The organism is Vibrio sp. HENC-03 (assembly GCF_000305755.2).
Classification (GTDB): domain Bacteria; phylum Pseudomonadota; class Gammaproteobacteria; order Enterobacterales; family Vibrionaceae; genus Vibrio; species Vibrio owensii.
On record NZ_JH976064.1, the window covers coordinates 381608 to 404507 of the forward strand.

Annotated in this window: 6 protein-coding genes; 1 reads left to right on the forward strand and 5 read right to left on the reverse strand. The window is 48.2% G+C overall.

The features are described from left to right. Nucleotides 1–25: 25 nt before the first annotated feature. Nucleotides 26–1021, reverse strand: coding sequence for a S66 family peptidase (locus VCHENC03_RS21515; protein WP_009704721.1), 996 nt, complete (start codon nt 1019–1021; stop codon nt 26–28). A gap of 124 nt (nt 1022–1145) precedes the next feature. Between VCHENC03_RS21515 and VCHENC03_RS21510 the strand changes: the two genes are divergently transcribed. Then, nucleotides 1146–1760: an HAD family hydrolase gene (locus VCHENC03_RS21510; RefSeq protein ID WP_005388252.1), complete on the forward strand. Its 615-nt coding sequence runs from the start codon at nt 1146–1148 to the stop codon at nt 1758–1760. A gap of 108 nt (nt 1761–1868) precedes the next feature. Here VCHENC03_RS21510 and VCHENC03_RS21505 read toward each other — a convergent pair whose 3' ends face one another. The 4 genes from VCHENC03_RS21505 to VCHENC03_RS21490 form a co-directional block, all read right to left on the reverse strand. Next, nucleotides 1869–2348, reverse strand: a complete 480-nt coding sequence (locus tag VCHENC03_RS21505) for a Dps family protein (protein ID WP_005388254.1) — start codon at nt 2346–2348, stop codon at nt 1869–1871. A gap of 300 nt (nt 2349–2648) precedes the next feature. After that, nucleotides 2649–4649: a HAMP domain-containing methyl-accepting chemotaxis protein gene (locus VCHENC03_RS21500; RefSeq protein WP_009704722.1), complete on the reverse strand. Its 2001-nt coding sequence runs from the start codon at nt 4647–4649 to the stop codon at nt 2649–2651. 121 nt (nt 4650–4770) lie between these two features. Further along, nucleotides 4771–5124 (reverse strand): hypothetical protein, encoded by a 354-nt coding sequence (locus tag VCHENC03_RS21495; RefSeq protein WP_005375589.1) that lies wholly within the window; start codon nt 5122–5124, stop codon nt 4771–4773. 167 nt (nt 5125–5291) lie between these two features. Next, the gene (locus tag VCHENC03_RS21490) at nt 5292–22838 is read right to left on the reverse strand and encodes a tandem-95 repeat protein (RefSeq protein ID WP_009704723.1); all 17547 of its coding nucleotides are present in this window, start codon (nt 22836–22838) and stop codon (nt 5292–5294) included. Nucleotides 22839–22900 lie beyond the last annotated feature (62 nt).

Genomic DNA, 22900 nt, shown 5'->3' on the forward strand with positions numbered 1-22900 from the left:
TTCTCTTAAGAGCTAGTCAAAAAAGCTAGCTCTTTAAACTCACTGCTACCGTTTCATTGTCAAAATCGAGCGTCATGGTCGAGCCCAATGGAACGGTAAGCATTGGGTGGGTATGACAGCTGTCAAAGTCATACAAAATTGGCAGTGGTTGACCGTTAAGTACTTCTAGTAACACGTCTATAGGTGCTCGTCCTGTGCCTTTATCATTGAACTTTTCATGCTTGCCGAGCACAACCGCACCAACTTTATCAAACACACCAGAGAGCTTGAGCAGCGCAAAAGAACGTTCGACCGTTTCAATACCTTGCAAACAATCTTCCACTAGCAAAATATCGCCTTGTTCGATACTCCGCATAAACTTACTTGCCCAGATGCCCGTCATGGTATTGAGGTTGCCGCCAATCAAACGTCCAGTGATCTTGCCTTCACCTTTGAAGTGCCACTGGTTTTGCAAGGTTTGCTTTGCGCGGTCTTGCTCGCCCCACTCTATCCATTCATCTGTCCAACCTTGAGGCATTGTGTATTGATGCGCCAAGCTATCTAATGTATTCACTATCGATTCGAACGAAGCGAAGGTCTCGTCCACCAGTGGCGGGAATTCACCCAGAGATGCCACCAAGGCAGGACCATAAAAAGTAACGATGCCAGTTTGTGCGTAAATGCCCATAAGCAAAGCTGTCACATCCGAATAGCCAACAATGATCTTGGGATCTTTCTTCAATGCCTCGTAATCAATGTAAGGTAGCAAGGAGTTACTGTTGTAACCGCCAATGGTCGACATAATACAGCGCACTTCAGGATCGCGAATCAGCGCATTCAATTCTTCTACTCGCTCTTGAATCGAACCCGAGCGATATTGGTCAGTTTTGCCGGTTAAGCTGCCTGCTTTTAGCTGGTAACCATGGGATTCCACATACGCTTTGGCACGCTCAAAACGCGCTGGTGCAAATACCGTGGCTGGGGAGGATGGCGAGAAAAAGCCGATGGTGTCGCCTTTTTGTAATGGTTTAGGAATGATCATACGCGTCCTTGTTTTGTGATACATGGTTGATTTATTTTCGTACAATCTAAGCAGAAGAATCTAAACTTAACAATAACCTTTTGTTTTTTAAAACGATAGTTCGGTTAAGTTGTACGAGGTCATTATGATTCCATTCCCTTTACAGCTCGATAAAATTAAAGCTGTGGTGTTTGATTTAGACAACACCTTGGTGAGTTCTGATATGAACTTCGGCGAATTGCGACAGCAGCTAGGTTGTCCGCAGAGTGAAGATCTATTGGATTTTGTCGACGCACTTGAGCATCCTCATCATCGAGAGCACGCTCATAACGTGATATTTGATTACGAGATTTCTGATGCTGAGCAGTCTGCTCCAATGATTGGCTGCCATGAATTGCTCGCCCACTTGCATCAAAATGAAATCAAAACCGCTATTGTGACGCGCAACTGCCAAATCGCCACGCAGCGCAAACTAGAACACAACCAAATCTCTGTGGAGCGTGTCATCACTCGTGAATGCTTCCCGCCCAAGCCAGATCCATTGTCTCTGCAGGTGTTAGCGAAAGAGTGGCGTTTGATGCCTGATGAAGTGCTTTATGTCGGCGATTACCTTTACGACTTACAGGCAGCGTATAACGCTCAGATGCCGTCTTGTCTTGTGCATCATGGTAATCAAGAAACCTTCAATGACTCAGCCTCGTTGGCGCTTAATGAACTCAGTGATTTATTGAGCCGTTTCGAATCCTTACCACGCAAATAAAGCACACATATAAAATACGCAAACAAAAAAAGGGGCACCAACGTGCCCCTTATGACTTATTCCCGATTGTTTCATGCGTTCCCAAGGATTACTTGGGTGATGCGCCACTTAGCCTTGTAGGTAAGCGTTAAGCATCCACATTAATTTTTCTTGCTCACGGATGTAGTCACCCATCAATGCCGCTGTACCTTCGTCATCTGCTTCACCCGCGTTTTGTAGAATCTCACGCTGTTTTAGAAGTAGAACGCTAAAGCCTTGAACCAGACCTTGTACACACTCCTCACCAGAAGTCGCGTTTTGATGTTCTTTAATTTCACTTGCTTCCAAGTAGTTGCTGAATGCGTGCGCTGGCGTATGACCCAAAGTTAGAATACGCTCTGCAAGCTCATCGATTTTTGTTTGTAGATCAGTATAGATTTCTTCAAATTTTACGTGCAGTTCGAAGAATTGCGCACCTTTAATGTTCCAGTGGTAACCGCGAGAGTTCATGTACAACACTTGGTAATGCGCTAGCAGTTGATTTAACTGTTGAGCTAGTTGTGCTGATTGTTCGCTGTCTAGACCAATTAGGCTTACTTGTTTGTTCATAATCTTGCTCCTAGAAGGATGATACCAATCGTAGTAACGAACTATTCTCTTACCGGGATTGGTATAAAGTTTAAAAATTCTTTTGCAGTATTTGCTGCCGATGGAGTCATATTACGACTCCGGCTCGGTGAAGAAAATTTGGTTTTAACTATGATTTAAATAGCTAAATCCAATGAGCAAGTAGACGAATATCGGCGTATCATCCAACAAAAAGCCCCAACCCTTTTTGTGTAAAAAGGATTGGGGCTTTTTTACTATTTGGTTAACGTTCAAAAGTAGATGAACAGACGTAAACCTTATCTACGCCGTTTTAAAAGTTGCCATCTGTTGATTCAGCTCGGTAACTTGCTCTTTTACCTGCAATGATGTCTCTGATGCACGTTGGCTAGTATTCGAAACCTCATCCACTGATTGAGTAATACCGGACATCAATCCAGTGATCGAGTTGGTCGCATGAGATTGCTGCTCTGCCGCTGCCGCAAGTTCTGCCATTTGTTCATTCAAAGAACCAATTTGCTCGGTCGTGACAAGCAAACGAGTTACCGCTTTTTCAATGTGCTCAGCGCCCTGCTCCGCAAGTGATTGGCTGTGTTCAATCTCCTCAACCACCGAATTGGTCGAGCGTTGAATCGCGTTGATAATGCCGTTGATTTCCGTCGTCGATTGAGTAGTGCGAGTCGCTAACATACGCACTTCGTCCGCCACAACCGCAAAGCCTCGCCCTTGGTCACCTGCGCGCGCGGCTTCTATCGCGGCATTCAATGCCAGTAAGTTAGTTTGCTCTGCCAAACCTTCAATCACTTCCGTCACTCGACCAATGGCTTCGCTCTCTTTGCTTAGCTGTGTGACTTGCGTACTCGCAGTTTCAATGCTGCCGTGCAAACTTTCCATAGTGACTTTGTTTTGCTCTAAGGCATCGCGACCTTGTTCAATCTCGCCTTTTGAATCAGAAAGCTTCTGCACAGATTGATTGGCTTGATCTAGAGTGTTACGCGCGGCTAAAGCGATTTCATCCAATTGGCTTCCCATTTCAACAATGCTGGTCTGTTGCTGTTCAACATTCGATGAAGTGACTTGCGCCGATTCCAACAAAGCTCCCATGCTGGTATCCACTTGGTGCGCTTTTTCACTCACCCCTGCCACGATGCTCGCTAACGATTGGTTCATGCGGTTAATCGAATCGGTAAGGTCTGCCAATTCATCTTTCCCAACAACGGTGAGTGGAGGCTGAGAAACGTCTCCTGAAGCGATCGTCTTTGCACGCTCCGATAAGTTTTTCACTCGGCGACCAATGGTATTGCCCATGTATTTTGAAATCGCTACTGCGGCAAACAAAACTAATGCTGCTGCAATCAACATAGTGGTCAGTACGTTCTTGATCGACTGATTAATACCCTGTCCACTTTGATCAGCACGACTTTGCTGAGCCAATACGATCGTTTCTAAACTTTGGTCTAGTGCATCCGCTGCTGGCAACAGTTCATTCGCCATTAACAAGTTTGATTCGTTCCATTCTGGCGATTGACGCAATGCAATCACCTGCTCTGCTAAAGGAAAGTACAGTTGCTGCATTTCTTTAAACAGTGACCACAGTGATTGGTCGTTATCAGTCAGTCTGTCGAGTTTGCTGTCGATTTCCGCCACGGACTGATTGTGGTACTTAATCAAGTCGTGGTATTTGTCCAGATGATCTTGCTGCCCGTACAACAGGAAATCTCGCAAAGCAGACAGTGCATTGGCGAGGGAGGTATAACTGTCGGCGTAGACTTTAAACAAACGCTTTCTGTCCCCACCAAATGGGTTCCCTGACTCTTCGTTGATTAAGCTTTGAAGCTGATCAAGTGCCACTTCTGCAATGGGTGCCGCTTCGTTAATAAAGAGGTTATGCGCGGGTAAGTTCTCATCACTGTGGCTAAGTTCAATCAACTTGTTTAGAGAAACTTTTACCGCATCCCACTGGGTTTGAATCGCTTGAAAATCCTGTTCAGAGAGCAAAGCCTGCAACGTTGGAAGCGACTCGTCTGTAGATGCCATGATATTGCGTACGTCCTCACTCAGACGTGCGCTCGCCTCTTCATCGCCACCTAGCAACATGTAGGCTCGAATAGAAGACAGCGACGCTTGAACGGACTGTTGGATACCGCGACTGGTGTCGACGGTCGGTAAATCGGATTTAAGTAACGAAGAGGCGTATTGCTCTACGGTGGTGACGTTGCGATACGTGAATACCGCTGATGCCATAAAAAGTACGGCTAGCAGCACAAAACTGAGCTGCAACTTCCCTGATATCGTAAGGTTCATCCATAAACTCCTGACAACGATGAGCCTTAAATATAACGATGTTTACAAAAATGTTAAATACGGGTATCAAAAGTTACCAAGAAAACCATGTAAACCACTATTTCAAGCCAATAAATGGGACTTATTCGAAGTATGGTATGCGCTCACTACGTAAAATCAGATAATTAACGTAAGTCGTTTCTAAGCAGTCTTGCTCCCACAACGAGAGAATCCGCTTGGTGGCAAAGTAGTAATCTTTGTTACGCAGTAGCACGCCCACCGTACGGCTGAGCTGCTCAAAGCGCTGCTGCTCATTAGCAGAAATGTAATTGTCTTCATTCTGAATGATGGGCGCCAATCCATCGGCAAACCAATTGTTCAGAATTTCACGCATCTCTAGTTCTGACTCCGGCACATCGATACTCGACAACTCACGATGCTGTGGTGGTGGCACTATGTACTTCGATGCTTTTGGCGAACTGACATAACGGTACATGCCGCTCCTCCTTATAATTCACTCTTTAATTAGATAAGAATACTTTTTTCAATTTCCAAGTTTTTTTCTACAGCTCATAGAAAGAAGCCCAACAAAAAAGCCATGCAAAGTAGGCTCTGCATGGCTTTGATTCGGGCAGCAATGACACTGCCCTTGTCTAGGACTGGTTACATTGAGCTTTGATCGAAATCGTTGCTTTGGTCAGTACCCGTTTGAGTATCCGAGTCGAAGCTGCCAGAGTCATCCGTGAAGTCAACACCTTGATCTTGACCTCCCGCACTTGTCCAGTCGCTGCCGCCAGATTCCATACCCGCCATGTCTGGTTGCTGATCTTGAGCAGAACCTTGCATGGTGTATTGATCATCGACTTCAACTTCAACTGTGCCACTCGCACCTTCTACTGCGCTGCCCAATTCGTCGTAACCTTGGAATTGGATTTCGCTCGTACCTTCGTAACCTTCTGGTAAGTCAACCGATACTGGTTGGTTCAGGTTGCCACTTAATGTGAAGCTGCCATCGCCATTATCCAATGCGTTGCTTACTGATGCACCATCAGGTAGACCGGACATTTCTGCATAATCCACCGATTCGTTACCACTGACCTCGTCTGGAACCGAGATAGAAATGGTATCGCCTGGTGCCGCAGTAACATCAGCTGCGCTCTCCTCTTCACTGTCTGCACCGTTTGCTGCTTGCTCTTCAGGCTGTTGCGCTTCGCCAACTTGCTGCTCTGATGATGCTTGAGCAGTTTGGATTTGTGGCTCGTCGCTTTGCGCTGAATCGTCCGCAACTTGGATGCTCAGATTCTGAGTCGATACTTCACCGTTGTCGTTGACCTGAACATCCATAGCCAAATTGCCATCGAAGTCATCGTTCGGCCAGTATGTCCACTCTTCATCACCTGATTTCGCGAAGAAACCTGCATCGTTTGCATCGGCGACATCCAACACTTCTGCTGAAGGGCTAATGCCAAGCTCATCAATCAACTGTGCTTCCGTTAGTGTTAGTGAACCATCATCAGCCAGTGCGTAGCTTTCGCTGGTAGTGGTTTCACCTTCACCTTGGATGTCGACATTAAAGAAGCTCTCAATGCGGTTTTCACCGTCAGTTGCAATGAAGCCAATTTGAACATCTCCGGTGTAGCCTTCTGCTGGTGTGAATTGGTAGTTACCTTGGTTATCGGTCTCTATCACACCTTGACCTTCCATTAGGCTCACTGACTCAATGCTCAAGCTGTCGCCTTCTGCATCGCTCAAGGTCGATAGCATGTCGTCATTGGTGAACGACAAGGTGCCATCCGCTGCCATTTCTGTGGTAGAAATGCTGTCGATTTCTGGTGAAGCATTCTCTTGTGGTGCGTCTTCTTTCACGACCACGCCTGTTTGCTCATCATGAAGCACACCGTCTTTATCAATCACGTAAGCGATATCCGCTTCACCCGTAAAGCCTGGTGCTGGATTGAATGTCCATGTGCCATCACCGTTATCGACAATCTCACCTTGGCTGCGATCAGCTAGGTGAACGAATTTCACTTCATCACCCGCGTCAGCATCTACGTTCTCTGCCAATCCGATTAGGTCATCTGCGGTTAGTATAACTGGCTCACCCGCTAGGGTTTCGAAGTCACCTGAATCGATGCCATCTTCGAACTCTTCTGGCTCGTCACCATAATCCACCGTTGTTGCGGTCACGGTTACGAAGAACTCGCCATTAAAGTCAGCCGGAGGCGTCATTTGCAGGTCTGAGATATCCCACTCGTTCAAGTCGATGTATTGACCCGGTTCCGTAATGGTAATGGTGTTCACACCATCCGTAACTTCGAAGCCAACAGGGAAACCAGTCATCACTAGGTTGCTTAGCGTTTCTGAATCGTCGATTAGACCGACATTCAAGCCTAGGTGACCTGTTTCGTCTTCACCGAAGACTAACGGACCATCATGATCGGTTGTGATGACCGCGCCATCCGCAACAGGGCGAACAAACACTGGTACATCAAGTACTGTCTCAAACTCACCGTCACTTACCACAACTTGCAAGTCAGAAACCCCTGCAAAATCGCCAGTTGGTGTGAATGTCCAAGTACCGTCACCGTTGTCTGTTACCTCACCACCATCTTCACCTTCTGCGGTGATAATGCGTGATACGACTAGGTTTTCAGTGTCGATATCGCCGAACAAGTTCATCAGGTCGCCAGCGTCGAAGGTGAATGCGCCATCCTCGTCAGTTGCCATAAAAGCATTACCCACATTGAATGGAGCATCGTTGACTGGAATGACATCCACATTCAACGAGCCTTCAACCACTTCTTCACCATCCGTCGCGGTGTAGCCCAGTTCCACCAAACCATTGAAGTCTTGAGTGGTTACCAAGTGGTACATACCATCTGGTTGCTGGGTTAATGTCGCGTTTGCAGGAGCGCGAACCGTGATGCTTTCTACGCTGATTTCGTCACCATCAAGATCCGTAACTTGATCAGCGATGTAAGCTGGGTCAATCACCATGACCACATCTTCTTCGCCTTGCATCTGGATGGTTGGCGCTTCTGGTGCATCGTTAACCGCTTCGACGTTTAGATTGCCTTCAACCGGCGTAACTAAATCACCATCGCTGACGCCGAACGACATTGGCACATCACCATTGAAGTTCTCAGCCGGAGTGAATGACCAAGTACCATCACCGTTGTCTAGCAAATCACCGTATTGCTCATCAATCACTAGGTCGACAGCAGACAGTTCATCGTAGGTGTTGTCGATGTCTGTCGCGTTAGCAAGCAACATGTCCTGCGTAATAAGAATGGTGGTATCTTCGGTGCCAGCAATATTCACTGGCGTTGATTGCGGCGCATCGTTAATTGGGTTCACCGTTAGGTCGACGCCCACTTCCACGCTTGCACCATCGTTATCAATCAAGTCGAAACTTAGGTCGATATCGCCATTGAAGTTCGCATCAGGCGTAATCGTGAAGCTACCATCTTGGTTCTCAACAACGGTCGCATTGGCTACCGCAGTTAAGTTCACTGCTTCTAGATTATCGCTGTCGACGTCACCCGCTTGAGCCAGTAACTGCTCTTGACTCAATGTGATTGAACCGTCTTCATCGACGCTGTAAGCCAAGTCACCAGATACCGGAGCATCGTTGACTGGCAATACATCAATGTTCGCGTTGGTTGTCGCAGTTGCACCGTCTTCATCAGCGACTACTACGTCTAGGCTTACGCCACCGTTGAAGTTTTCATTTGGCGCGAAGCTATAAGTGCCATCGTCATTCGCCGTTAGAATACCATCGCTACCACTGTAAGAGACACTTTCTAGGCTCACGTCGCCTTCCACGTCACTTGATTGCGCTAGCAGTTGCTCTTCCGTGAAGATAATGACTTCATCTTCATTGACAGAGTAACTTGTCGCACCTGCGATTGGCGCATCGTTCACCTCAAGAACGGTAATACCCGCAGTGGTTGAGTCTGTCGCACCCTCTTCATCGACAACTACAACGTCTAGGCTGACCTCGCCATTGAAGTTCTCGTTTGGAGAGAAGGTGTACGTACCATCACCATTGTCTTGGAACACACCATCGTTACCACTGTAAGTCACACTACTGATGTCTACGTCGCCTTCAATATCCGACGAATTAGCCAGTAGTTGCTCGTCACTGATGGTAATCGAGTTGTCTTCATGTACTGTGTAAGACGTGCTGCCCGCCACCGGAGGATCGTTCTCTGGCGTCACACTCACATCAATGTTGGCAGAGGTCGTATCCGTACCGTCTGACACATCGAAAGTGAAGTTCACATCGCCATTGAAGTTCTCATTCGGTGCGAAGCTGTAAGTGCCGTCACCATTGTCGGTGAGAACACCGTCTGCACCTGTGTAAGTCACGCCTTCAACTGTTAGGTTGTCACCTTCTACATCCGTCGCGCCTGTTAACAAGTCAGCATCGGTGAAGGTAAGAAGACCGTCCTCACCCACAGTGAACGCTTGATCTTGTGGCTCTGGTGCGTCATTGACTGGCGTTACCGTTAAGTCGAGACCAGCCGCAACCACTTCTTCGCCATCCGTGACATCGTAGGTGAACTCGATATCACCGTAGAAGTTCTCGCTCGGAGTAATGGTAAAACTGCCATCCTCGTTCATTTCAACCGTTGCATTTTCATCATTGGTGCTCAGGTTGATTGCGCTTAGATCATCACCATCGATATCAACGGCATGCTCAAGTAACTGCTCTTGAGTCAACGTGATGCTGTTGTCTTCGGCAGTGACTGCGCTAATATCACCCGTTACTTCTGGTGCATCATTAGTAGGCGAGATATGAATCGTCACATCTTGCGTCGCTGTCGCCGTGGTTCCGGTATCTACATCCGTAGAGGTTGCATTCACGGTTAGCGTCACATCGCCATTGAAGTCCGCAGACGGAATAAACTCTAACCCTTCTAGCTCGCCTGGTTGTAGTGACCAAGTGCCGTCGCCATTATCAACACCTGCTGATAGTGCGCTGCCTTCTGGCACGTCTTCAATCAAGATAGCGAGGTTTTCTGAACCATCGGTATCGGTTAATGCTGCATCGATATCAAGCGGCACTGGTGTATCTTCGGTACCAATGATTTGGTAATCCGCGTCCGCTACCGTGATTTCGATGTTGTCGATACCAAACGATTCATCCCAAACGTCTTGATTCAAGGTTGAGCCGAAGCCGAGTTGCAGTTCACCATCCTCGACAGGAACCGTCAGATTGATTTGGTGAGCTTGGTCATTCCAGCCACTGAAGCCTTCACGTTGAGAGGCTCCGTGGATCACTTCACCCACTTCATTACCATCTGAGTCGTAAAGCGTTGTCGTACCATCTTGAGTACGGAACGCGGAATTTTCCAAGGTGGTTAGCTGTTCGCCACCTACAAAGATTTGGAACGACTCGCCATCCCATGAATCGATTTCGTAGAAGCTAAACGAGATATTCACTTCGTTGACATCGCTTGGGATCTCGTAGGTTTTGCTGACCGCTTCATCACCGCCAGTGCCACCAATACGACCCAACATGTCGCCCGTTTCGAAGCCTTGAGAGCTTTCAGTGTTCGCGTTCCAACCGTTCGACCCAGACTCGAAGTTATCAGACGCAATCACCAAGTCCGAAGCAATAGACAGCTCTGGCATATCAACCACAGATTGAACATCAATGTTCGCTTCTGCTGGCACGGTTGCGGTGCCATCGTTGACATCAAACGTCACGTTCACGTTGCCGTCGAAGTTTTCGTTTGGCGCGAAGGTGTACGTGCCATCACCGTTATCAACCAAGGTACCGCTGTCAGAGGCAACGTTTTCAACCGTTAGGTTATCACCATCGATATCACCTGCATTTTGCAGCAGTTGCTCTTCGGTAAAGGTGAAGCTGGTGTCTTCTTGCGTGACGAACTGTGGCTGACCAACCGTTGGTAAGTCGTTTACTGGATTCACAGTCAGATCGGCAGTCGCTTGAATGGTTGCATCGCCGTCCGTAATGTCGAAGCTCAGGTCAATGTCGCCATTGAAGTCCGCATCTGGTGTGATTGTGAAGCTACCGTCATCGTTTGCAACAACGGTCGCATTACCGTCAACAGTCAGGTTGGATGCAGTTAGGTCATCACCATCCACGTCGCCTGCTTGTGCAAGAAGCTGCTCTTGGCTGAGAGTGATAGAACCATCTTCATCCACGCTGTATGCCAAATCACCTGATACCGGAGCATCGTTGACTGGAAGAACATCGATGTTGGCATTGGTTGCTACCGTTGCACCATCTTCATCGGTCACGACTACATCTAGGCTGACATCACCGTTGAAGTTTTCGTTTGGTGCGAAGCTGAATGTACCGTCGCCATTGTCAGTAAAGATACCGTCAGAGCCGCTGTAGCTAACGCTATCAATCGCGACGTCACCTTCAACGTCAGAAGCATTCGCCAATAGCTGCTCAGAGCTAATGGTGATGACTTCGTCTTCGTTCACTGAGTAGCTAGTCGCGCCGGCAATTGGCGGATCGTTCACCTCAAGAACAGTAATGCCAGCGGTAGTGGAATCCGTCGCACCGTCTTCGTCTACCACAACAACATCTAGGCTCACTTCACCATTGAAGTTCTCGTTTGGCGAGAAGGTGTAAGTACCATCACCATTGTCTTGGAACACGCCATCTGCGCCGCTGTAGCTGACGCTGTCGATTGCTACTTCGCCTTCGACGTCAGATGAGTTAGCCAATAGTTGTTCGTTACTGATGGTTATCGAATTATCTTCATGCACCGTGTAAGACGTGCTGCCTGCCACTGGTGGATCATTCTCTGGCGTCACGCTTACATCGATATTTGCGGTCACGGTATCCGTGCCATCAGAAACATCGAAGGTAAAGTTCACGTCGCCATTGAAGTTTTCGTTTGGCGCGAAGCTGTAAGTGCCGTCACCATTGTCGGTTAGGACACCATCTGCGCCAGTGTAGCTCACACCTTCAACCGATAGATTATCGCCATCGATATCCGTTGCGCCATCAAGCAGATCTTCATCAGTGAAGAGCAAGACGCCATCTTCACCGATGGTGAACGCTTGATCTTCTGACTGCGGTAGGTCGTTAACTGGATTAACCGTTAGGTCAGCCGTTGCAACGATGGTATCCGTGCCATCATTGATGTCGAACGTGATATCAATGTCACCATTGAAGTTCGCATCAGGCGTAATGGTAAAGCTGCCATCATCGTTTGCCGTGACCGTTGCATCACCGTCAACCACTAGGTTAGATGCAGTTAGCGCGTCGCCTTCTACATCCGATGCTTGAGCAAGAAGCTGCTCTTGGCTAAGCGTAATTGAATTGTCTTCATCGACACTGTAAGCCAAGTTGCCCGATACTGGCGCATCGTTGATTGGCAATACATCGATGTTTGCGTTAGTTGCCGCAGTTGCACCGTCTTCATCAACAACCACAACATCTAGGCTAACATCGCCATCAAAGTTGGCGTTTGGTGCGAAGCTGAATGTGCCGTCACCGTTATCGGTAAAGATACCGTCTGAGCCGCTGTAGCTTACGCTATCAATCGCAACTTCACCTTCAACGTCAGAAGCGTTCGCCAATAGCTGCTCAGAGCTAATGGTGATGACTTCGTCTTCGTTCACTGAGTAGCTGGTCGCGCCTGCAATTGGTGGATCGTTCACCTCAAGTACCGTGATACCTGCGGTAGTTGAATCCGTCGCACCATCTTCATCTACCACGACAACATCTAGGCTCACTTCGCCATTGAAGTTCTCGTTTGGCGAGAAGGTGTACGTACCGTCACCATTGTCTTGGAACACACCATCTGTGCCGCTGTAGCTGACGCTATCAACCGCGACATCTCCTTCGACGTCTGATGAATTTGCCAATAACTGCTCGTCACTGATGGTGATCGAGTTGTCTTCATGCACTGTGTAAGACGTGCTGCCTGCCACCGGTGGATCGTTCTCTGGTGTGACTGTCACATCGATATTCGCGGTCACGGTATCCGTGCCGTCAGAAACATCGAAGGTAAAGTTCACGTCGCCATTGAAGTTCTCGTTTGGCGCGAAGCTGTAAGTGCCATCGCCATTGTCAGTTAGGACACCATCTGCGCCTGTGTAAGTGACGCCCTCTACCGATAGATCATCACCATCGATGTCCGTTGCGCCATCCAGCAGGTCTTGATCAGTGAAGGTCAACACGCCATCTTCACCAATGGTGAACGCTTGATCTTCTGGCTGCGGCAAATCATTAACTGGGTTAACGGTTAGGTCCGCCGTTGCAACAATAGTATCGCTGCCGTCGTTGATATCGAACGTGATATCAATGTCGCCATTAAAGTTCGCATCTGGCGTGATAGTGAAGCTACCATCGTCGTTTGCCGTAACCGTTGCATCGCCATCAACCACTAGATTAGATGCGGTTAATGCGTCACCTTCTACATCCGATGCTTGAGCAAGTAGCTGCTCTTGGCTCAACGTGATTGAGTTGTCTTCGTCGACGCTGTACGCCAAGTTACCCGATACAGGTGCGTCATTGATTGGCAATACATCAACAGTGATGTAAGTATCGACCTCTGCGCCGTCTTCATCACGAATGGTCACATCCAACTGCACTTGACCATTGAAGTTTTCATTCGGTGCAAAGCTACAAGTACCATCACCGTTTACTGAGAAGATACCATCTGGACCGTCGTAGCTGATGCCTACTAGCTCAACATCACCTTCAACATCCGAAGCATTCAGTAGCACTTGCGACTCACTAAAGGTCAGAACTTGGTCTTCATCGATAGTGTATGCAGTAGGACCTGCAATTGGTGGGTCATTTACCTCAATCACAGTAATGCCAGCAGTGGTAGAGTCCGTTGCACCTTCTTCATCGACTACGACAACATCTAGGCTCACCTCGCCGCTGAAGTTCTCGTTTGGTGAGAAGGTGTAAGTACCATCACCGTTGATTTCTAACACACCATCGTTACCGCTGTAGCTCACGCTATCAATCAACACATCGCCTTCAATATCCGATGAGTTCGCTAATAGCTGTTCGTCACTGATGGTAATCGAATTGTCTTCATGAACGGTGTAAGCCGTGCTGCCTGCAACCGGTGGATCGTTCTCTGGCGTCACTGTTACATCGATATTTGCCGTCACGGTATCCGTGCCATCGGAAACATCGAAAGTGAAATTCACGTCGCCATTGAAGTTCTCGTTTGGTGCGAAGCTGTAGGTGCCATCACCATTGTCAGTAAGAACACCGTCTGCGCCTGTGTAAGTGACACCCTCAATAGATAGGTCATCCCCTTCAATATCGGTAGCGCCTGTTAGCAGATCCGCATCAGTAAAGGTCAGTACACCATCTTCACCAACAGTGAACGCTTGATCTTGTGGTTCAGGCGCATCGTTAACTGGTGACACCAATAACTCAAGGTTGGTAGAGACAACATCATCGCCGTCAGACACATCAAACGTAAAGGTGATATCACCATTAAAGTCCGCATCTGGCGTTAAGGTGTAAGTACCGTCGCCATTGTCTGTGATGGTGATGTTTTCATCATCCGTTGCCAAATTCAGCGCTGTCAGTTGGTCTCCATCCAAGTCACGCGCATTAGCAAGCAAATCTTCTTGCGTAATTAGGATTGAACCATCTTCTTCAACCATCGCTGAAACAGGCAATGCTTCAGGCGCATGTTCAATGTGGGCACCTGTTGCATTGACATAGATGGTTTGAGAAACGGTTTCAGAATCATTATTTGATAGCTCTGTTGCCGTTGCCGTTACATTGATTTCTAGCTGTTGGTTAAAGTCTTCTGGCAATTGAATCTGTAGCTCTTGTTCAATTGCTGTGGTTGGAAGCGTTACAGAACCATCTGGACCGACTGTAACTTCACCGCTGTAAATTTGGCTGTTCACTTCACCCACATCAATGGTGAAGTTGAAGTCGGTGTAATCGGCATCGCCGCCACCGTAGAGATCTTCAAAGCCGTAAACCAGTTCACCGTCTTCGTTCACGGTAGTTCGGGTATGTTCAATACCATCTTGGTTGAGCTCTGAGCTTGAACCACCGTGGAAGACTGCATCACCGAATTGACTTTGAATCACGGTTTCAGAACCATCAGCGCCAACAAACACGAGTTGTGGGTCAACTGTATCCATGTTCGCAGGAGAGCCATCTGCTGCACGGAACTCATATTGACCATCTTGCATGGACGCGAAGTCATTAAAGTTATGACCGTTAGGGATCAAGAATAGGTTGAAGCTTTCCCCTTCCGAGATTTGGAAGCTGAACTGATCTTGTCCCGGAACGAGGTCACCGCCGCCGCCAACTTGAGAGGCGTTTTCGTACACCACTTCAACGCCCGTGATGTTGCCATCTTCATCGACTTTGTAGTAACCCGCTGTGTTTTGGTAACCCGCGGTTTCACCTTCAAACGTAACCGTGATTTCAGTATCGTTGAAACTGGTGATACCGTTGTCTTGATCGTTAAGCACCCCTTCGTTGTCGTAGCTGATCACCGAACCTTCAGGAACACCATCCACGGTCACAGTCAGCGTTTCTGACAAGTCTTGGTCAACCAATGCTGCGGCAATGTTCACTTCAACAATACCGCCTGGCTCAACCAAGATCGCTTGGTCATCCACGTTTCGACCGTCGCCATCAGTGATGACTAGGTCTGGCGCATCTGCCACGGCTTCGATATGGACATTAATGTCTTGCTCAACTTCATCAGTACCGTCAGAAACCGTAAAGCTGAATTGCAAGTCACCACTGAAGTGCTCTTCTGGTACGAAGCTAAATGTACCGTCACCGTTGTCCGTTACAGTACCTTCATCACCCGAGTAGTTAATGCTGGTAACGGTGAGGTCATCACCATCAATATCAATCGCGCCACTTAGCAGATCTTCTTGCGTGAACAGGATGCTGCCATCCTCTTCAATGTGGTACATGCCAGGTGCAACAATTGGAATGTCATTAACTGGGTTCACCGTCAATGTCATTTCATTGGCGACACTCAATTCACCGTCGCTCACTTCATAAGTAAACTCGATGTCTCCATTGAAGTGCTGTGAAGGCGTAACGGTAAAGGTGCCGTCGCCGTTATCCACGATAGAGGCATTCGGATCATTGGTTTCTAGTGCCGTTGCGTATAGGTCATCACCATCTTGATCGCTGGCGTTTTCAAGCAGCATTTCTTGTGTCACGAGGATAGAGCCATCCTCGTCCACGTCTGCCACGATTGGTGCTGCTTCTGGTGCGTCGTTGACGAACTCAACTTTCAAGTCGATGTTTGCCGCCACCACATCGGTGCCATCACTCACATCAAACGTGAGGTCAACATTACCAAAGAAGCCCTGCTCTGGCGTTAACGTGTAAGTGCCATCGCCATTGTCTGTTACTTGAACCGTATCGCTTAAACTCGTCACGTTAACAACAGACAGATCATCGCCTTCGATGTCCGTCGCTTGAGCCAGCAGCTCTGCTTCAGTAATCGTGATAGCTTCGCCGTCTTCTGTGGTAAAGGACAAATCAGGTACATCTGGCAGGTCGTTCACTGGGTTAACGGTGAGGTTTAGATCCGCAGCGACGGTTTCAATCGCGTCCGTTACGTCATAAGTAAATTCGATTTCACCAAAGAAGTTTTCGCTCGGTGTAATCGTGAAGCTACCATCAGCGTTCTCAACGATGGTTGCATTAGGATCGTTGGTCGACAGGTTCACCGCTTCAAGGTTGTCACCATCCACGTCCGTCGCGTTCGCTAACAAGTCTTCTTGAGTGATGGTAATTGAACCATCTTCATCCACGACCGCATCAACAGGACCGCTAACCTCTGGACCTTCGTTGACGATCTCAACATCGATCTTCGCAGTGCTTGGTGCACTTGCTTGACCATCGCTGATGTCGAAGGTCAAGTTCACTTCACCATAGAAGTTCGAAGTTGGTTCGAAGGTAAAGGTGTTGTCGCCGTTGTCTGTCAACGTACCTTGTGACTGGTCAACAAGCAGCAGATTCTCGATATGCAGAATGTCGCCATCCACATCGGTCGCACCTGATAACAGGTCTTTTGCTTCGATGATGATGGTGCCGTTTTCTAGCATTTGAGTATGCAGCGGCGCACCAGGAACTGGCACATCGTTGACTGGAATAACGGTCAGATCTAGATGGGTATCGACTTCATCGGTGCCATCGAAGACTTTGTAATCGATGTCGACTTCACCATTGAAGTTTTCATTCGGCATAAAGGTGTAAGTGCCGTCGCCATTGTCGACAAGCTCACCGTTATCACCGCTGTAAGAGATATCAGAGATAGACAGCGCATCGCCTTCCACGTCACTTGCATTGGCAAGCAAATCATCCGCGCTAAACGTAATGCCCACATCCTCATCAGTCGACAACACAATCGGACCAGAAACGATTGGCGCATCGTTTACTGCTTCGAAGTTGATGTTGATGATGTTGTCGTCCGTGAGTTCACCATCCGTAACTTGGTAGCCAAGCTCAATCTCACCGTAGAAGTTCTCATCCGGTGTGACTGTCCACGTACCATCGCCGTTGTCGGTTAACGTAGCGTGCTCCGCGTTATCCCCCACCAGCTCTAGGTTTTGAATATCAAGGACATCACTATCGATATCACTCGCTTGTGCTAAAAGCTGCTCTTCTGTAATTACCACAGAGGCAAACTGCGTAGAACCTTCGGTATCGATGGTCACATTTGGCAAGTCAGCGGTCAGTTCGATTTCACTGTCACCTTCACGGATATTCAGTTCTACCGTTTCAGTGATTTCCGTGCCGTCCACGCCAATAGATGTGAACACCGCTTCATCATGACAAGTTTGCGAAACCGTCATGTTTTGAACCACGTAAGTACCGTTACCTTGAATCGTACCTAGCTCAAAGTAAGAGACCGGCTCGTTCACCGTTAGGGTGTAATCCGTCTCATAGCTACCACGATCTTCTTTGTGGTAAGTCATCGAGTCGATCAAGTCACCATCGGAGTTGAATGCGCGAATTTCGACTTCGGTAAAGTGGCGAGACTCTTCCATAAACCAACCGCCTAGACCATCTAGGTGGAAGCTGATTTCGTTGATGTCTTGACCTTCAACGGTCACAGTTAGTTTTTCATCACCACTCAAGCCCTGACGGTCAGTATCGCCAATACCATGCCCAATGTGTGTGTTACCATTCCATGCACCAAGCGGATCATCATTACTCTGTACCGTTACGGTCAAATCACCATCAGTGAACTGGCGAGTATATGGGTCAATTTCATCACCCCAATCATCAACACTCGCATTGTCATCAAAGGTACCGATTTGGGTGGTATGCGTACCGTTCGCCAACGCATCATCATTTGGAATGAAGCGCACTTCCGTATCTGCAGGAACCTCCTGCCCGACTTCTAGCTGTACCCATTCGTCATTTAGATTCGCTTCGATGATGCCGTTTTCAGGGGCTTGGTCGAGACGTAACGCAGGCTCTTCACGCAGAGAAACACCCACTGTTTGGTCTTCTTCTGCTTGAATAAAGATCTCGTCGCCCGCTTCTGGCGCATCGTTGACAGGGTTAACGGTCAGATCCAGCGTGGTCAGAACATCATTTTCGCCATCGCTGATGTTGTAAGTGAAGTCCAACTCACCGTTAAAGTTTTCGGTGTGCGTAATGGTGAAAGAACCATCGTCGTTGGCTACGATCGTCGCATCTGGGTCATTGGTTTGTAGATTGCTGGCAACAAGGTCATCACCTTCAATGTCTGTCGCATTCGCAAGCAATTGTTCTTGCGTGATGGTGATGGCGTTATCTTCATCCACTTCAGCTTGAATGCCTGACGTTTCAGGTGCGTCGTTCACCGCGATAACATCGATGCCTGCGGTTGTTGTATCCGTTGCACCATCTTGGTCGATGACCGTAACGTCGAGCGAAATGTTACCGTCAAAGTTCTCATTTGGCGTGAAGGTATATGTGCCGTCGCCATTGTCCACGAAGCTACCGTCGTTACCAGAGTAGCTAACATTCGCCAAGGCTACATCGCCTTCCACATCAGAAGAGTTGGCTAACAACTGCTCGTCACTAATGGTGATTTGACCATCTTCTTGAACCGTGTAAGACGTAGAACCTGCCACCGGTGGATCGTTCACTGGTGTCACGCTGACATCAATGAATGCAGGTGTTGAACCTGTGCCGTCAGACACATCGAATGTGAACTGAACATCACCGTTGAAGTTCTCATTCGGCGCGAAGCTGTAAGTGCCATCGCCATTATCGGTAAGCACACCATCCGCACCAGTGTAGAGAACGTTTTCGATAGACAGATCATCGCCGTCAATATCCGATGCGCCTTCCAATAGGTCTGCATCCGTGAACAGCAAGGTGCCATCTTCTTCTACCGTGAACTGTTGATCTTGCGCTTGTGGCAAGTCATTCACAGGATTAACCGTAATATCCAGACCAACTTGTACCGAACCACCATCGTTATCAATGATATCGAAGGTCAGATCTAGGTCGCCGTTGTAGTTTTCATCCGGTGTGATGGTGTAGCTGCCATCATCGTTGTATTGAATTGTCGCGTTGTCATCTGTCGATAGATTGATGGCTTCAAGGTTCTCACTATCAATATCGCCTGCTTTGGCAAGCAACTGCTCTTGGCTTAACGTAATTGAGCTGTCTTCGTTGATGGTGTAAGCCAAATCGCCCGATACTGGTGGATCGTTGATTGGTAAGACATCGACATTGATGTGTGTATCAACGGTTGCCCCATTCTCATCTTGAATGGTCACATCCAACTGAACTTGACCATTGAAGTTCTCGTTTGGTGCAAAGCTGCAAGTACCATCACCATTGACGGTAAAGATACCATCCGAGCCTTCATAGCTGATGCCAACAAGCTCTACATCACCCTCGATATCAGATGCGTTGGCAAGAATTTGTGACTCACTGAATGTCAGTACTGAATCTTCGTCAATCGTGTAAGACGTTGGACCGGCAACTGGAGGATCATTCACTTCAATGACCGTAATGCCTGCGGTCGTTTCGTCAATCGCACCTTGCTCATCCGCCACAATCACATCAAGGCTGATATCACCGCTGAAGTTCTCATTCGGCATGAAGGTATAAGTGCCGTCACCGTTGTCTTGGAATACGCCATCGGTGCCTGCATAGGTCACGCTATCGATGGACACTGCGCCTTCCACATCCGAAGAGTTAGCCAGAAGCTGCTCGTCAGAAATCGTAATCGCATTATCTTCATCAACCGTGTAAGACGTTGAACCCGCAACCGGAGGATCGTTCACTGGAGTGACGCTCACGTCCACATTTGCAGGTACGGTTTCAGTACCGTCAGAAACACCAAAGCTAAAGCTGACATCACCGTTGAAGTTTTCGTTTGGTGCAAAGGTGTAAGTACCATCACCGTGGTCAGTTAGCACACCATCGCTGCCGGTGTAGCTAATGCCATCAACCGTTAAGTTGTCGCCATCGATATCGGTCGCGCCAGCAAGCAAGTCTGCATCGGTAAACTGAAGCGTGCCATCTTCTTCAACACTGAACTGCTGGTCTTGAGGAACAGGAAGATCGTTAACTGGATTAACCGTTAGATCCGCCGTTGCTTGGATTGTGTCTGTGCCATCTGTAATGTTGAATTGGATATCAATGTCACCATTAAAGTCCGCATCTGGTGTAATCGTGAAGCTGCCATCATCGTTCGCTGTAACGGTTGCGTTTCCATCGACAGTCAAATCGCTAGCAGTCAGGTCATCGCCCTCAATATCAGACGCTTGAGAAAGAAGCTGCTCTTGGCTGAGTGTAATCGCACCGTCTTCATCAACGCTGTAAGCCAAATCACCCGATACTGGCGCATCATTGATTGGCAATACATTCACATTGATGACGGTATCAACTTCTGCTCCATCTTCATCTCGAATGGTGACATCAAGCTGAACTTGTCCGTTAAAGTTCTCGTTTGGCGCGAAGCTGCACGTGCCATCATCGTTAACGGTGAAAATGCCATCCGGACCATCATAGCTAATGCCAACAAGCTCTACATCGCCTTCCACATCAGAGGCATTCAACAGCACTTGCGACTCACTAAACGTCAGAACTGAATCTTCATCAATAGTGTAAGAAGTTGGTCCAGCGACTGGTGGATCGTTCACTTCCAGCACCGTAATGCCAGCAGTGGTGGCATCCGTTGCGCCTTCTTCATCAGCGACGACAACATCAAGCGTCACTTCACCATTAAAGTTTTCATTTGGAGAGAAGGTGTATGTACCGTCGCCATTGATTTGCAACACACCATCGCTGCCAGAGTAGCTCACGCTATCAATCGAGACATCCCCTTCTAAATCCGAAGAATTTGCCAACAGTTGCGCGTCAGAAATGGTAATAGAGTTGTCTTCGTGAACCGTGTAAGACGTTGAACCAGCCACCGGAGGATCATTCACCGGCGTGACGCTCACATCTACATTCGCTGAAACCGTATCCGTGCCATCAGATACGTCGAAGCTGAAGTTCACATCACCGTTGAAGTTCTCATTTGGCGCAAAGCTATATGTGCCATCACCATTGTCAGTTAGAACGCCGTCGGTGCCTTCATAGCTGATTCCCGTTACAGAAAGGTCATCGCCTTCAATGTCGGTAGCGCCAGTAAGTAGATCAGCGTCCGTAAAGATCAGTGTGCCATCTTCTTCCACGCTAAACTGCTGGTCTTGAGGAACAGGTAAATCGTTGATTGGATTAACCGTTAGGTCAGCGGTTGCTTGAACGGTATTCGTGCCATCTGAGATATCAAAGCTGATGTCGATATCACCATTGAAGTCTGCGTCTGGTGTGATGGTGAAGCTACCATCGTCATTTTGAGTCACCGTCGCATTGCCATCTACCGAAAGATTAGATGCCGTCAGTGCATCGCCTTCCACATCAGAAGCTTGCGACAACAACTGCTCTTGGCTCAGACGAATCGAGCCATCTTCATCCACTGAGTAAGCAAGATTGCCAGATACTGGTGCGTCATCGACAGGCGTGACGCTTACATCAATGTTGGCAGAAACCGTATCTGTGCCATCGGACACATCAAAGCTGAAGTTCACATCACCATTGAAGTTTTCATTTGGCGCAAAAGTATAAGTCCCATTGCCGTTGTCGGTCAGGATGCCATCGCCACCGTCGTAGCTCACACCTTCAACGGAGAGGTTATCGCCTTCAATATCCGTTGCGCCAGTAAGCAGGTCTGCATCGGTGAAGATCAGCGTGCCGTCCTCTTCCACCTCAAAGGTTTTATCTTCAGGCACTGGTGCGTCATTGATTGGACGAACGGTTAAATCGATAGAACTTGAAACGGTTTCTTGACCATCACTGATATCAAACGTTAAGTCGAGTTCACCATTGAAATCAGCGTCCGGAACCACGGTGAACGTGCCATCACCGTTGTCTTGAACCGATGCATTCGCACCCACTTGGACGTTAGACGCAACAAGGTCGTCGCCATCAACATCACTAGCGTATTCGAGTAATTGTTCTTGAGTGAAGGTAATGGTGCCGTCTTCGTCCATGATGTAAGCCAGATCTTGTTCTACCTCTGGCGCGTCGTTTTCACCTTCGACTTTAATTTGGAACGTTTCGCTCGTGGTTTCTGAGTCGAAATCATCTTCTACTTGCGTCGTGGTCTCTTCACTGGTGTCTTGAACGTCCACCGCAAAGGTTTCTTCTGTGGTTTCTGAATCTAGGGTATCACCACCTTGTGAACCTTCAGAATCAGATGAAGAGGCACTTGGCACTGCTGAAGTTTGTACAGCTTGTCCTTGTGCTTCATTGCCTTCTGCGTCCGAACCACCTTCAGAGCCAGAAGCATCACCGCCACCAACAGCTTGTGCACCCGCACCGGAAGCCGCGCCGCCGCTGCCAGCTGCTTCTTCACCAGACCCACCGTCTGATCCCACGCTGTCTACCACGTTCGATTGAGCGGCATCCGAGCCGCCAGCATTCTCTTTTGCTTCTTCTGACACTGCTTTACCCGGAGCATTATCACTGTTTCCAGGTCCAGCCGAAGATGGCGAGTCTTCCATCGCCTGATTGGCTTCGTCTGCTGCATCGGTATTTTCAGCACCCGTCGCTACGGTCGAAGCAATCGTATTTTGTTGATTTTGCTGATTCTGCTGCTGGGATGGCGTACCCGCGTCATTGGTTTCCGTTTGTTCTACCGCGTCGTTTAGGTCTTTGTTTTGGTTATTTTGGTTGTTGTCACCTGCCATTACAGCCTCCGTTGCCATTAGCTAACTGATCGTGTTTAGAGGCAGTAAAGGACACCATTCTG